The organism is Blautia sp. 1033sp1_1033st1_G9_1033SCRN_220408, from assembly GCF_040929965.1.
GTDB lineage: Bacteria > Bacillota > Clostridia > Lachnospirales > Lachnospiraceae > Blautia_A > Blautia_A ammoniilytica.
In genome coordinates this window covers 1-15435 of the sequence record NZ_JBFKZO010000025.1, presented here as the reverse complement: position 1 = coordinate 15435, position 15435 = coordinate 1, and the positions used below count along the sequence as shown (strand labels likewise).

Genomic DNA, 15435 nt, shown 5'->3' with positions numbered 1-15435 from the left:
ATGAGTAAAAAATACAGCCATTGGGGAAAGCTTGCACCAGCGGCGGTTGTAATAGCAGCCATTCTTGTATCCGGAAAGGGCGATGAAGTCCTTTCCGGACAGGAAACTGCACAGACACAGATCGTGAAGGCTTCCCAGTTGGCAATCTGGAAAACGGAACCCGTTTCTGAAACGGAAAATACAAAGAGCCAGACAGGTACAAAAAGTCAGACAGGCACAAAAAGCCGGTCTGACAAAACAAGTAATAAGAGGAATAGTATTAAGAAGGCCAGTCATACAAGACCGGCCTCTTCCTCGTCAGGGGCAGCAGCCGGAAACGGAATGGGAAGTACCCAGACGCCTGTCGCAGCAGTTCCGTCAGATGGTTATCGGGACGGTACCTATACAGGAAGCGGCACTGGTTTCGGGGGACAGATTTCCGTACAGGTCACGGTTGCAGGGGGAAAGATCACAGCTGTGAACATTGTAAATGCCAGTGGCGAGACAGGCAGCTATCTTTCTAAGGCACAAGGGGTGATCAGCAAGATCCTTTCAGCCCAGAATCCAAATGTGGATGCAGTCAGTGGAGCTACCTATTCCTCCAACGGGATCATTTCTGCTGTCCAGAATGCCCTTTCCCAGGCAGTTAAAAACAGTTCTGATCCAGATGAGGCTTCAGAGGAAGAAGAGCATCTAAGTGAAAAGGAAATGAAAAAGAACCTGTCACAGATGCTGTCCGGGATTGATGAAGGAGTCGCAGATGGTTATGAAGACGGAACATATCAGGGAAGCTCTCAGGGCTTTAACGGGATCGTTACGGTAACGGTTACTATTGCAGATGGCAAGATCACCCAGATCACTTCCAGTCACAAGGATACTCCAAGATTCTTCCAGAAGGCATGGGAGGGCATCCAGCCAAAGATCCTGGCAAATCAGTCCATGCAGGGGGTGGATGCAGTCAGCGGAGCTACCTATTCTTCCGCCGGGATCATGGGCGCAGTAAATGAAGCTCTTAGTAAAGCAAGGAAAAGTGTGGAGGTTCCCTCACAGCCGATAACAGTACCGGAGGATGTTCCGCTTACCCAGCCGGACCAGGATGATCCGGAACCCACAACTGTACCAGCGCCTACAGCCACACCAATACCGTCAGAAACACCGATACCAACACCTATCCTGGCACCAGAAGAGCCGGAGGTTTCACCGGGAGCGGAAGCAACGCCTGCACCTTCTGTTCTTTATAAGGATGGAACCTACACGGGACAGTCCTATGGATACAGTGGTATTGTAACAGTAACGGTAACGGTTTCAGGAGGCAGGATCACTGCTATAAGCCAGACTAACAGTGATTCCGGGGAATATTTTGGTGATGCATGGGAAAGCATTTACCCACAGATCCTGGAAAAACAGGAAGCGGAAGGAATTGATACAGTCAGTGGGGCAACTTTTTCATCAGAAGGCATTCTGGATGCAGTTAAGGCAGCTCTTGTCCAGGCAAAATAAAGAGGGCTTATGCCCCTGAAATTTTTTCACAACTGCTTTTCATCTTGATTATTCGGACAAAAGTATTTACAATTAATTCGGATATACTTTTTGGGGAAAAGGAGTTGTTACAATGAGAATCACTGTAAACATGAAGAAGACAGCAATGTGGCTTCTGGCGGCAGCGTCTGTGTGGGCTTCTGCCGGTCTGCCATTGCAGGCTCAGGCACAGATTCAGGAAGGAACTGTTCAGAATGAGGCGGATGCAGCATCGGTCTTAGTTCAGAAAAAACAGGGTCTGATCCGGGAAGGCAGGAATTACTGCTATTACGTAAAAGGCCAGAAGGTACGCCGTGTATGGAAGAAGATCCGTGGTCGGAAATACTACTTTGGAAATAATGGCAATGCTGCAACTGGATCTGTACAGATTAAGGGTACCTACTATATTTTCAACGAAAAGGGACAGCTTCTTGCACCAAGGCGAAATGCCATTATGAAAGTAAAGAATGCATACTATTATGTGAAGCCTTCAGGAACTCCTGTTACCGGTTGGAATGTGGTAAAAGGAAAGCTGTATTATTCCTACAGAAATGGTAAATGTGCAGCCGGCAGGACTGTTGGGGAGATCCGCTTCACTAGGAACGGATATGCCAGGGACGATATTAACACCAGGCTGAAGATCAAGTGTATGGAAGTGCTCAATAAAGTGACCACGCCTTCTGCTTCAACCGATACAAAGCTGAGGCAGTGGTGGTATTATCTGAATACGATCCGCTTCCAGTCAAATAGATTTCCTATTACCAGTCAGAAGAGCTGGCCCAAATATTGTGCCTACGATCTTCTGGATACCATGTGCGGCAACTGCTACGGGTTTGCCAATGCATTTGCAGCACTTGCAAAGGAACTGGGATATAAGCCTTATGTGATCGAGCTGCCCATGACTCATTGCTGGGTTCTGATCGATGGCGGATACTGGGATAATATGGGGAATAAAATGGGTGTACCTAATTCTCCAAACCGATATAATTCCGATCAGATTTATAAATTTTAAAGAAAAATGGCACTAATTGAGAAAAATAACTCAATTGGTGCCATTTCCTTTTGGGGAGAAAAGCAGTAGAATAATTGAAGTTAGATAATACTAACAAAAAGAAGGAAGGAGATTCCCAAAGGGAAGAAAAAGAAGTTATGTTTTTGGAAATACATAATCTGAAAAAAAGTTTTGGAGATGGAGAAAGTAGGACAGAGGTTCTGCGAGGGATTGATTTTTCCGTTGCAAAAGGGGAAATCTGTGTGTTGCTTGGGCCATCCGGATCAGGAAAGTCAACACTGTTGAATATTATCGGTGGAATCGATGATGCAGATGAGGGGTATATTTCTATTGAAGGTGAAAAGACCGCAGATATGAATGAAAAGACCCTTACAAAATACAGAAGAAAGCATCTGGGTTATGTGTTTCAGATGTACAATCTGATCCCGAACCTGAATGTAAAGGAAAATGTGGAAGTAGGGGCTTACTTAAGTGACAAGGCATTGGATATAGATGATCTTTTGAAAACACTGGGACTTTATGAACACAGACATAAGCTGCCCAATCAGCTTTCCGGCGGACAGCAGCAAAGGACTGCCATTGGAAGAGCAATTGTAAAGAATCCGGATATCCTGCTTTGTGATGAGCCCACCGGTGCCCTGGATTATAATACGTCCAAGGAGATCCTGAAGCTGATCCAGGAGGTGAACCGGAAATATGGCAATACAGTGATCATGGTAACACATAATGATGCCATCAAGAATATGGCAGACCGTGTGATCAAGCTAAGGGATGGGCAGATCCGGAAAAACTATGTAAATGAAACCAAGATCTCTGCGGAAGATCTTGACTGGTAAGGCGGTGAAATGATGAAAAATCCATTATTGAAACGTCTCCCAAAAGAATTAAAGGCAGATCTGGGAAAATATCTGGTGATCTTTCTTTTTATGATACTGACCATTGGCCTTGTGTCTGGATTTCTGGTGGCTGGATCCAGCATGTCAGCTGCCTATGATGAAAGCTTTAAAAAATATAATATAGAAGATGGTAATTTTACACTGTCTTCAAAGGCTTCTCAGGCACAACTGGGAAGGCTGGAAAAGGAAGGCGTCAGGATTGAAGAAAGCTTCTTTGTGGAGGAAGATGCAGACGCAGATTCTGACGGGAAGACAGACGGAACCATGAGAATTTACAAGAACCGGACAGGCATGAATCTCATCTGTGTGATGAAAGGAGAGCTTCCAGAGGCAGAGGATGAGATCGCCATTGACCGTATGTATGCGGATAATAACAATCTGTCTGTTGGGGATTCCATGAAGATCGCTGATAAGGATATGAAGATCACAGGTCTGGTGGCCTTGTCCGATTACAGCTGCCTTTTTTCTGATAACAGCGATATGATGTTTGACGCTGTAAAGTTTGGGGTTGCTATTATGACAGATCCCGGTTTTGACAGTCTGGGAACTACTCATCTTTCCTATCGGTATTCCTGGCAGTATGATAAAGCTCCAAAGAACGAAACAGAAGAAAAAAATATGTCTGAGAACTTTATGAAGGTTCTTGCCAGAAATGTTTCTCTTACAGATTATATCCCACAGTATTCCAATCAGGCGATCCATTTTGCAGGGGATGATATTGGGGGAGACCAGACCATGATGGAGGTTCTGCTGTATATCCTGATCGTGATCATGGCCTTTGTATTTGCTGTCACTACTAATAATACGATCACAAAAGAGGCTTCTGTGATCGGTACTTTAAGAGCCTCAGGATATACCAGAGGAGAACTGCTGAAGCACTATATTGCACTGCCTATTCTTGTAACACTGGCAGCTGCTGTGATCGGAAATATATTAGGCTATACTTATTTAAAAGATATCTGTGCAGATGTGTATTACGGAAGCTACAGCCTTCCCACCTATGTGACACGGTGGAATGGAAAGGCCTTTGTGCTTACCACAGTAGTGCCTATTGTACTGATGCTGGTGATCAATATTGTGCTGATCTACCGAAAGCTGACTCTCTCACCGCTGAAATTCCTCCGCAGGGATTTAGGCAGATCCAAAAAGAAAAAGGCAGTGCGCCTGCCGGCATTCAGCTTTATGAACCGGTTTCGCATCCGTATTATCCTGCAGAACAAATCAGGTTATATTACTTTATTCATTGGTATTTTATTTGCCAATATCCTGCTTCTGTTCGGCATGATGATGACTCCGCTTCTGTCAAATTATCAGAAGAAGATCGTGGATAACATGATCGCAAAGTATCAGTACATGTTAAATGTACCGGAGGACGAAGAGGATGAGGAAGAGAAGTCAGAGTCAGATGAAAACAAGCTTACATTGGTGGGAATTCTGCAGAAAATCCTTACTCCCTCCCTGGAGACAAAGACAGAAGGGGCAGAAAAATTTTGCGTCTATTCTTTGAAAAATATGCCGAAGAACCGTGACGGAGAGAGCATCACTGTGTACGGTATCCAGGATGACAGCCAGTATGTAGACCTTGATTTTAAGGATGAGGGCATATATCTGTCTGACGGGTTTGCTGAAAAATATAATATTCACATAGGAGATGAATTAATATTAAAAGAACCGTATGCAGACGATACTTATACCTTTAAGGTGGCAGGAACCTATGATTATCCGGCTGCGCTGGCAGTGTTCATGCCTATTCAGGAGTACAGGGAAACTTTTGATAAATCAGAAGATTATTTCAATGGGTATTTCTCAGATGAAGAGATCAAAGATATTGACGAACGGTATATTGCTGCTACGATTACAGAGGATGATCTGACTAAGGTATCCAGACAGCTGACTGTGTCCATGGGAAGCATGTTCTATATGATCAATGTATTTTCCATTGCGCTCTTTGCAATCCTGATCTATCTGCTTACGAGACTGATTATAGAGAAGAACACTGCATCTATATCTATGGTAAAGATCCTAGGCTATGAGAATAAAGAAATTATAAGCCTGTATCTTACCTCTACAACCTGGGTGGTGATTTTCTCCATTGCCCTCAGTCTGGCAGCAGCCACATGGATCATGATGCTGATCTATAAGGTGATTATGATGGATTTCAGCGGCTGGCTGACCCTGTATCTGGACCCAGTGATCTATCCGGAAATGGCTGCCATGGGACTGGCTGTTTATGGTGTTGTGGCTGCGCTTCAGTACAGAAAAATAAAGAAGATCCCGATGGATCAGGCCTTGAAAAACGTAGAATAAATTTGTAAAATGCGTAAAATAAAATAGAAAAGAGGAAAAATTATGATACAGATTACTATGAAAATCAATGGTATGCAGTGTGGGATGTGTGAGTCCCATATCAATGATTCTATCCGCAGGGTATTTCCTGTGAAAAAGGTTACATCCTCTCATACAAAAGGTGAAACTGTGATTCTGACAGAGGAAGACATTCCAGAGGGTAAGCTGAAGGCTGTGATCAAGGAAACAGGCTATGAGCTTAAGGGGATGAAAAAGACACCATATGAGAAAAAAGGGTTCTTTTCCGGATTACGTAAGAAATAAAAATGAGAGTGAAAGAAATAAGCCTTTGTTTGGCTTGACAGGAACGGGGGAATAGTGTTACCTTTATCCCGTTGAATGAAATAAATACGGAAGCTGACGAGGTGTAAAAAAATGCAGGAAATGAAGCCAATCAAAGAAGGTAAAGTACGTGAGATCTACGACAATGGAGACAGCCTGATCATGGTTGCCACAGACCGTATCAGTTGTTTTGATGTAATCCTCAATAATGAAGTTACCAATAAGGGCAAGGTGCTTACTCAGATGTCCAAATTCTGGTTTGACCTTACCAAAGATATTCTCCCGAATCACATGCTCTCTACAGATGTGAATGATATGCCTGAATTTTTCAGACAGGAGAAATATGAGGGTAAGAGCATGATGTGCAAGAAACTGGAAATGCTTCCATTGGAGTGCATTGTCCGGGGTTATATTACAGGAAGCGGCTGGGCAAGCTATAAGGAGAACGGAAAGGTTTGCGGAATCAGCCTGCCAGAGGGACTGAAAGAGTCTGACAAGCTGCCTGAGCCTATTTATACACCGTCTACAAAAGCTGAGATCGGTGATCATGATGAGAATATTTCTTTTGAGCAGAGCATTGACCATCTGGAGAAATATTATCCGGGCAAAGGTAAGGAGTATGCAGAGAAACTCCGTGATCTGACCATTGCACTTTATAAGAAATGTGCAGAGTATGCACTGGAGAAGGGAATCATCATTGCAGATACCAAGTTTGAGTTCGGACTTGATGAGGATGGCAATATTACTATTGGCGATGAAATGCTTACACCTGACAGTTCCCGTTTCTGGCCTGCAGATGTATATGAACCGGGACATGGACAGCCGTCCTTTGACAAACAGTTTGCCCGTGACTGGCTGAAGGCAAATCCGGACAACAACTGGACTTTGCCGCAGGAGATCGTGGATAAGACAATTCAGAAATATCTGCAGAGTTATAAAATGCTTACAGGCAAAGAACTGGACTGATCTTTAAAACACCGGCATAAGTGGGGATATCCGGTGGTTCATTTACTGCCATATAATTAAGTTAAAGAGAGGGATGAATGAAATGGATTATGCGAAAGAATCATTGAAGATGCACTATGACCTGAAAGGAAAGCTGGAGATCAAATGCCGCGCAGCAGTAGACTCTAAGGATGCATTAAGTCTTGCTTATACACCAGGGGTAGCACAGCCTTGTCTGGAGATCCAGAAGGACATTAATAAAAGCTATGAGCTTACCAGACGTTGGAACACAGTTGCTGTTGTGACTGATGGTACTGCAGTTTTAGGACTTGGAGATATCGGACCGGAGGCTGGTATGCCGGTTATGGAAGGTAAATGCGTGCTGTTTAAGGCTTTTGGCGATGTAGATGCCATTCCATTATGTGTACGCAGCAAGAATGTGGATGATATTGTTGAGACTGTACGCCTTCTGGCAGGCAGCTTTGGCGGAGTAAACCTTGAGGATATTTCTGCGCCAAGATGTTTTGAGATTGAGAAGAAGCTGAAAGAGTGCTGTGATATTCCAATTTTTCATGATGACCAGCATGGAACGGCAGTGATCACTTTGGCTGGTGTGATCAATGCATTGAAAGTAGTTGGCAAAAAGATGGAAGACATTAAGATCGTTACATCAGGCGCTGGTGCAGCAGGGATTGCGATTATCAGGCTTTTGATCTCCATGGGTCTTAAGAACGTGATCATGACTGATCGTAAGGGTGCCATCTATGAGGGCAGAGAAGGTCTGAATCCGATCAAGGAAGAAATGGCAAAGATCACAAATGCAGCTCATGAAAAGGGTACTCTTGCAGAAGTGATCAAAGGTGCAGATGTATTTATCGGTGTATCTGCTCCTGGAACACTTACTCAGGATATGGTACGTACTATGGCAAAGGATCCGATCATCTTTGCATGTGCTAACCCCACACCTGAGATCTTCCCGGATGAGGCGAAGGCAGCAGGTGCAGCTGTGGTTTCCACTGGGCGTTCTGACTATCCAAATCAGGTAAATAACGTACTTTGCTTCCCAGGCATTTTCCGTGGAGCATTGGATGTACGTGCATCGGATATCAATGATGAGATGAAGATCGCTGCAGCCTATGCTATTGCAGGACTGGTAAGTGATGAGGAACTGAATCCGGAGTACATCCTTCCGGCTGCTTTTGATCCAAGGGTAAAGGATGCGGTTGCAAAGGCAACTGCAGAAGCTGCTATTAAGAGCGGTGTTGCAAGGATCAAATAAGCTTTTAAAAACATCAAAATGATTTACTAAGGGCTGTCGCATTCGTTTGCGGCAGCTTTTTTTGCTTTATAGGAGCGTGCCCAAAGTCTGTTGCAATATATCATGGGAAAGCTGGACTTGAGATTACATCCAGTAAAAACTAGAATAATAAACATGTGGGACGGAACAGAAGGATTTGACTTTCTTGGACTGCACCACAGGAGATTTTCGAAAATAAATAAGAAAGGGAACCGATATGGAGAGACATATCAATACCCAAGCAAGAAGGCCATGATGAAAATGAAACGGACTGTCAAAGAGAGTATAAATCAAAGATATCTGTTGGTAAAAACAGAAGAATTGATAAAAGTTCTAAATTCCAAAATAACAGGATGGAGAAACTATTATAAAACAAGGAATGACAGAAAGTGGATGCGGGCAATAGACTGGTATATTTTATGTAGTTTTTGCAGATGGAACAACAAGAAGTGTCAGCAGACGCGGAAACTAAAGGGGCTGTATGCGACTAAACTGCGATTACAGGAAAAAGGCTTACAACTAATGGCGTCATGATGTAATACTGTAGAAAGAAGAATGTCGAAAAGCCGTATGAGGGAAAACCTTACGTACGGTTTGATGAGGGGAAAGAGGGCAAAGCCCTCTGACCTACTCTACAATATAAAATGGACGAAATCAGCGAAGCTGAAGTATCGTTACTTTAATATAGCAGTTATTTATTATTTACTGTACTAGAAGTCATTCCTTTTGGTGTATTTTGAAATATTTTTTGTACAGTTCCCCGATATCTGGCTTCATGGCGTCTTCCCCCTTGTATCTTACTATTCTTTTTATTTATGATAATGTCTTTCAATTCCCATGCAAAACGTTAATATGCACAAAAATATGAAAAATAATTTAGATGAAATTACAGTATTGCATTTTGAAAAAAGAAAATATATGATGAACACATCAGATGACTTTGGTGTCAAAACACTAAAATCATGATTACACGGATTGTTCCGTGCTTTACACTCACACAATTCTTTTCCCTATTCGCACATTGCGGGATTAACATCCCACTTTTATGCTCATATCGGGGTGTGTCCCAAGGTCATTCTCTCATCCTTGTGCAAGCACAGGTGGGAGAATGACCTTGGGACACTGTAATCTTTAGATGAATTTCAGATGAATTAAGGAATGATAAAATTATGAAGTTGAAAAGTCAGGAAATGAGAAAACTTGCACCGGAGCTTGATCCTTTGCGTCTGGGAACCGGATGGAAAAAAGAGGATTTGGGCAAGGTACAAGTGATGGTAGAAAGTACTTACGGCGACAGCCACCCGGGAAGCGGACATTTAAATGTTCTTGTGGGAGAAGTGAGAAAAGGGATCGCTGAAGAAGGGGGATTCGGCGCACGTTATTACTGTACGGATATTTGCGATGGGGAAAGTCAGGGAACAGATGGAATCAATTACAGCCTGGTAAGCCGTGAAATGATAGCCAACATGATTGAAATCCATGCGAATGCAACACCATTTGATGCAGGCGTATATCTTTCAAGCTGCGACAAAGGGGTTCCCGGAAATCTGATAGGCCTAGCCAGAGTCAATATCCCGTCTGTATTTGTGCCGGGAGGAACCATGAATGCAGGTCCCGAAATGTTGACTCTGGAACAGCTTGGCATGTATAGTGCAAAGTTTGAACGTAAGGAAATTGATGAGGAAACGTTTGACTGGGCAAAGTGTAATGCATGTCCAAGTTGCGGAGCCTGTTCCTTTATTGGAACTGCATCTACCATGCAGATTATGGCAGAGGCGCTTGGCCTTGCACTTCCTGGTACAGCACTGATGCCATCTACAAGTCCGGATCTTCTTGAATTTGCCAGAGAAGCAGGGAAACAGGCAGTAAGGATTGCACAGATGGAAAACATGCGTCCATCGGATATTGTGACCATGGACAGTTTTGAAAATGCGATTCTTGTACATGCTGCGATTTCTGGAAGTACAAATGCACTGCTTCATATTCCGGCAATTGCACATGAGCTTGGCATTGAGATTACCGGAGATACTTTTGACAGACTACACAGAAATGCCAGATATCTTCTGGATGTGCGCCCTGCAGGACGCTGGCCGGCAGAATGTTTCTATTATGCAGGGGGTGTACCGGCTATCATGGAAGAAATCAAAGAACATCTTCATCTGGATGCGAAGACTGTTACAGGAAAAACATTAGGCGAAAACTTGGAAGAAATGAAACAGAACGGATTCTATGAAAAATGTGAAACATGGCTTCAGGAGTTTAATAAACGTTATCATGTAAATCTTACAAGAGAGGATATCATCCGTCCATATAACAAAGCAATAGGAACAGATGGAAGTATTGCAATTCTCCGTGGAAACCTGGCACCGGAAGGCGCTGTGATTAAACATACTGCGTGCCCGAAAGAAATGCTTAAATCGGTCCTCCGGGCAAGACCGTTTGACAGCGAAGAAGAATGCCTGGATGCGGTAATAAAACATAAGGTGCAGAAAGGAGATGCTGTTTTCATCCGTTATGAGGGACCGAAAGGAAGCGGGATGCCGGAAATGTTCTATACTTCTGAGGCGATCAGCAGTGACAAAGAGCTTGGGAAGAGTATTGCGCTGATCACGGATGGCCGCTTTTCCGGCGCATCTACCGGTCCGGTAATCGGACATTGCAGTCCGGAAGCTGTTGATGGCGGTCCGATTGCACTTGTGGAAGAGGAGGATCTGATCGAGATCGATGTTATGGAAAGAAAACTGAATATCATTGGAATTGCAGGAGAACGCAGATCCATGGAAGAAATCGACCAGATTCTTACAGAAAGACGTAAGAAATGGAAACCACGGGAGACAAAATATAAAAAAGGTGTGCTGAGATTTTTCAGTGAGCATGCTGCAAACCCGATGAAAGGAGCTTATCTGGAGTATTAATATGAATCATAAATTTATTACAATCGGTGAGATTATGCTGCGCCTGACACCACCGGATTATGAAAAAATCAGAACAGCAACCACTTTTGAGGCAAGATATGGGGGAAGTGAGGCAAATGTTGCTCTTTCACTTGCGAATCTTGGTATAGATACATCATTCTTTACAGTCGTTCCGGAGAACAGCCTTGGAAAAAGTGCTGTGCGCATGATGCGAAGCAATGATGTGAATTGTGACAGTGTGGTTTATTCCACGGAAGAAGAAACGCCTACGCACCGACTTGGAGTTTATTATTTGGAAACAGGCTATGGGATTCGTCCAAGCAAAGTGATTTATGACAGGAAACATAGTGCTTTTTCAGAATACGATTTCAGCCAGACAGATATAAAAAAACTTTTGGCGGGCTATACATGGCTTCACGTAAGTGGCATTACATTGGCGCTTGGAACAAAATGCCGGCAACTGATCATGGCATGTCTGAAGATCGCAAAGGAAAACAAAATGACAGTCAGTTTTGATGGAAATTTCAGAAGTAGTTTGTGGAGCTGGGAAGAGGCAAGAGATTTTTGCACGCTTTGCCTTCCATATGTGGATGTCCTTTTTGGAATAGAGCCTTATCACATTTGGAAAGATGAGGAAAATCATCATGCAGGGGACGTAAAGGACGACATTCCGCTTCGGCCGGACATCAAACAGCAGGAGAAAGTGTTCGAAGCAATCGTGAACAGATATCCGAATATAAAATGTATTGCAAGACATGTGCGCTTTGCACATAGCTGCAGTGAAAACAGTCTTCTGGCCTATTTCTGGTTAAATGGAAAAATCTATGAAAGTAAACGGCTGACCTTTCATATTCTTGACAGAGTAGGGGGAGGCGATGCGTTTGTCAGCGGCATTATATATGGACTGATGAATCGGTACACACCTGAGGACATTGTGAATTTTGGCGTTGCGGCAAGTGCAGTGAAACATACAATCCATGGTGATGGAAATATAACGGATGATGTTTCACTGATCAGACATGTGATGGAAATGAATCTGGATATAAAGAGATGATAGAACTATTCAGCAGTTTCAGTGAAAGGAAATTCTAATGAAAGATATAGAAGAGCGATTTAAAGAACTTGGAGTGGTTCCGGTAGTAGTACTGGAAGATGTAAAAGATGCGGTGCCGTTAGCTGCCGCATTGGTTGAAGGCGGACTTCCATGTGCAGAAGTGACTTTTCGTACAGAAGCGGCAGAGGAGTCTATTCGTATGATGACAGAACAGTTTCCGGATATGCTGGTTGGAGCGGGAACTGTGCTTACGGTTGAGCAGGTTGATGCAGCCGTCCGGGCAGGGGCGAAGTTTATTGTGAGTCCTGGATTTGATGCAGAGATTGTGGACTATTGTCTAAAAAAAGAAATTCCCGTTTTTCCGGGCTGCATTTCGCCTTCTGAAGTTGCACAGGCAGTAAAAAGAGGTCTTAAAGTAGTTAAATTTTTCCCCGCAGAGCCGGCTGGCGGGATTCCAATGATCAAGGCAATGTCAGCTCCATATACGGGACTTAAGTTTATGCCTACAGGAGGGATCAATGCAAAGAATCTTGAAGAATATCTTTCCTGTGATAAGATCGTCTGCTGTGGGGGAAGCTGGATGGTGAAAGGAGATCTTGTGAAAGCCGGAGAATTTGATAAAATCAGGCAGCTGACAGAAGAAGCACGCAGACTGGTCGACTTCTTTAGAAGATAAGCAAAGTACATATAGACTTCACAAATAAATGGCGTTCATCTCTCGACAGTGCTTCAGACAAAGCTGTTCGGCCAGAAAGACCAGCAGGGATTGAATCTGTGAAGTTTGTATTTCACGGAGGTTGCTAACGGCAGTTATTCATGTCTTTTCGATGAAGGATCTAAACGCATAGTCATAAAGCGAAATAGCTTTCTTTTCAAAGTTCAAGATCCGCAGAAACGTAAGATACTGTTGGCGAAGAGCTTCCAAGGTGCCGTCAGAGCAGCATGCTTTATTAGAAAGAAACAGTTTCCATTGAAAACAGTCGGTATCTGCTACTCCAAGCAGTACACAGACAGAACGGCGTCGGATTTTTTCCGTTCTTCAATGAGCCGTTCTGATGCTTTTGGGTGGTATCTTTGACAAAAGCATTACAGGATTCTCTTGTGAATATGGTACTCCGGGGAAGATAGAGAAATGTATATAACTCCATGCCTGCATGTACTACTATCTGGTAGATGTGGAAAGATGGAGATAGGCCATTTCACTTTCTGCCCGGCGAATCAGATACCCTGTATCAATCCTGCCATCACTGACCGGAAAGGACATGCTTTTGAAAACTTTCTTTGATTCACTAGCGGTAGGAAGACTCGGCTTATTATAAAGCTTTCTTTACAGTGAAAAAGTATTTGTTCCGGCTTTTTGTCTACCAGACGAACTGCATGTAAAAGTTGAAAACGGAGATCCGGTGTCACAGCACGGGTAACATAGACATCATATAGTTCTTGACAAGGCACGTAGATACCAAGATAATCATCATATTCGCCCAGATATTTCAGATTATTTTTCTGAGCATGATATGTTGATGGATCAAGATGCAATTTTTGCTGTTTGAGAACAGCATTTACCATTTCTTTTAACTGATTCACCTTAATGCTCCTTCCTGCCACAGGTAAATCCTGTAGTCAATATCTGGATAGCAATTGAGGGTGTAAAGGAAAACATTATCAGCAAAAAATATCTCTACAGATATCAAATTATCGGCATATTTTCGCGGATCTTTCATAGAAATTCTAATAACGTTTTTGTCGATAACTTTCGATTTTCGAGGCGGTGGAGACAGGATTACGACATCATTAAAGTTTTCCAGATTCTGATAAGCGCTGTTTATAACCAGTTCATCTTGTGTGTATCTGGTGATCGCTGTTTTAAGTTGTCAGGTACAAGATATTTAGGAAGTGCTCCGTAAGATTCTAATGCATGAACGGTTACGGTAATAAAGTTGGGAAGCTTTTTATTTTCAAACGCTTCGGCATAAACAAGGTTGCTTACGCCAACAGTCGTGACAAAGAAATGAACTTTCTTAAGGTCACCCGTGATTGAATCCATAAGTATTTCCGGCTGGTCACCGATCCAGCCGATACAGACTTTCTCACCGAGGATCCGTTCCACTACCATGCTGACAGCTTCTGAACAGTAATTCTTTTCAAAAAACGTTTAAAATGCAGGCGATATTGTGTGTACTGATAACCGGAAGGACATTCTTTCTTGTATTTCAGCCAGAGATAGAATAGGTTGGTTTTGCTTCTTGGTGCAGTCAGTCTGTCATATATCATTTGATGATCCGGCATGAAGGAATTGTTTTTTCTGCGTAAATTTTCTGGTGGAAAGAATAAATGCACCACCTCATCTGCGGACATTTGTTTCAGCGTGTCAAGGTCTGAAAGCGGCGCATAATCAAAGAAATCGTGCTACGGCCGATGTTGTACCGGCTCAATCATCATAGGATATGCCACGCTGACGCATATCTATGATTCCAAAGATTGTAGTACAGTTTTGCATAAGTGTATGCTTTTTCATAGATGTTTTTACTTAGGCGTTTGCGAAACGCCAAAAGGCGTATAAATACGACATTTTTTTATTGTTAAAATAAACCTGAATTATTCATGGAACAATATCTAAACTGATAACTGTACCATGAAATTAAAAATTGATCTATGCAGTCATAACATCGCTCAATTTCTCCGTCAAAAGGGCGCAAAGTCCCTATCGCAGAGTTCAGAGCAATTGTTAAGTTGTCAAGGTTCGTTAATAGTTGCTATTCTAGCTGTATATTTAGCTTACCAATATTAGAAATTGTCTCATAGAATTCACTTTTATAAGGACAACTACTACACAGCTTGAATGTGATATATCTTGCTGAACGCACTACTTTTGCAGCAATCTTCAGCAGCTTTAAACGGACGGTATCAATACGTTGCTTTCGCATATTTTCTGATAACGCCAATCGTCTAAAACAATTAAATATGTTGTATGCAAGAGCGTGTACTTGAAGTCTGGTGGCATTTACAATTCGGGTATGACTGCTTACGGAAGCAAAATCAAAACCAGATTTGCTCTCTTTGATAAAGTTTTCCATCAGTCCTCGCTTACAGTAAAATTTGATAAGATACTCCGGCGATGAATCCATGTTTGTGACAATGAATGTGTACATGTAAACCATCTGGTTTTCCGGCTTTTCAACCTTGCATACTAC

14 protein-coding genes are annotated in these 15435 nt (G+C 42.9%); 11 read left to right on the top strand and 3 right to left on the bottom strand.

The window, feature by feature from the left end:
- From AB5916_RS14875 to AB5916_RS14825, 11 genes are all read left to right on the top strand, one after another.
- A complete protein-coding gene (locus tag AB5916_RS14875) occupies positions 1-1479 on the top strand; it encodes an FMN-binding protein (protein WP_368191597.1) in 1479 nt (492 codons plus the stop codon).
- Between the two features lie 130 nt (positions 1480-1609).
- A complete protein-coding gene (locus AB5916_RS14870; RefSeq protein ID WP_368191596.1) occupies positions 1610-2509 on the top strand; it encodes a hypothetical protein in 900 nt (299 codons plus the stop codon).
- Between the two features lie 137 nt (positions 2510-2646).
- Positions 2647-3345 carry an ABC transporter ATP-binding protein gene (locus AB5916_RS14865; RefSeq protein ID WP_368191618.1) on the top strand — a complete coding sequence of 233 codons (699 nt, stop codon included), beginning with the start codon at positions 2647-2649 and terminating at the stop codon, positions 3343-3345.
- 12 nt (positions 3346-3357) lie between these two features.
- Positions 3358-5712, top strand: coding sequence for an ABC transporter permease (locus AB5916_RS14860; protein WP_368191595.1), 2355 nt, complete (start codon positions 3358-3360; stop codon positions 5710-5712).
- A 42-nt stretch (positions 5713-5754) separates the two neighbouring features.
- Positions 5755-6015, top strand: coding sequence for a heavy-metal-associated domain-containing protein (locus tag AB5916_RS14855; RefSeq protein ID WP_368191594.1), 261 nt, complete (start codon positions 5755-5757; stop codon positions 6013-6015).
- Between the two features lie 111 nt (positions 6016-6126).
- On the top strand, positions 6127-6999 hold the full coding sequence (locus AB5916_RS14850) for a phosphoribosylaminoimidazolesuccinocarboxamide synthase (RefSeq protein ID WP_368191593.1): 873 nt from the start codon (positions 6127-6129) through the stop codon (positions 6997-6999).
- Positions 7000-7081: 82 nt separating this feature from the next.
- Positions 7082-8257 carry an NADP-dependent malic enzyme gene (locus tag AB5916_RS14845; RefSeq protein ID WP_368191617.1) on the top strand — a complete coding sequence of 392 codons (1176 nt, stop codon included), beginning with the start codon at positions 7082-7084 and terminating at the stop codon, positions 8255-8257.
- Between the two features lie 102 nt (positions 8258-8359).
- Complete coding sequence (locus AB5916_RS14840) at positions 8360-8809, top strand: group II intron maturase-specific domain-containing protein (protein ID WP_368191592.1); 450 nt, start codon at positions 8360-8362, stop codon at positions 8807-8809.
- Positions 8810-9444: 635 nt separating this feature from the next.
- The gene (gene ilvD / locus AB5916_RS14835; RefSeq protein ID WP_368191591.1) at positions 9445-11190 is read left to right on the top strand and encodes a dihydroxy-acid dehydratase; all 1746 of its coding nucleotides are present in this window, start codon (positions 9445-9447) and stop codon (positions 11188-11190) included.
- Position 11191: 1 nt separating this feature from the next.
- Positions 11192-12244, top strand: coding sequence for a sugar kinase (locus AB5916_RS14830; RefSeq protein ID WP_368191590.1), 1053 nt, complete (start codon positions 11192-11194; stop codon positions 12242-12244).
- Positions 12245-12281: 37 nt separating this feature from the next.
- Positions 12282-12920: a bifunctional 4-hydroxy-2-oxoglutarate aldolase/2-dehydro-3-deoxy-phosphogluconate aldolase gene (locus tag AB5916_RS14825; RefSeq protein ID WP_368191589.1), complete on the top strand. Its 639-nt coding sequence runs from the start codon at positions 12282-12284 to the stop codon at positions 12918-12920.
- Positions 12921-13462: 542 nt separating this feature from the next.
- Here AB5916_RS14825 and AB5916_RS14820 read toward each other — a convergent pair.
- The 3 genes from AB5916_RS14820 to AB5916_RS14810 form a co-directional block, all read right to left on the bottom strand.
- Positions 13463-13828, bottom strand: coding sequence for a hypothetical protein (locus tag AB5916_RS14820; protein ID WP_368191588.1), 366 nt, complete (start codon positions 13826-13828; stop codon positions 13463-13465).
- A gap of 238 nt (positions 13829-14066) precedes the next feature.
- Positions 14067-14357: a hypothetical protein gene (locus AB5916_RS14815; RefSeq protein WP_368191587.1), complete on the bottom strand. Its 291-nt coding sequence runs from the start codon at positions 14355-14357 to the stop codon at positions 14067-14069.
- Positions 14358-14997: 640 nt separating this feature from the next.
- Positions 14998-15435 (bottom strand): transposase (locus tag AB5916_RS14810; protein WP_368191586.1); only part of this gene is annotated, 438 nt, incomplete at its 5' end.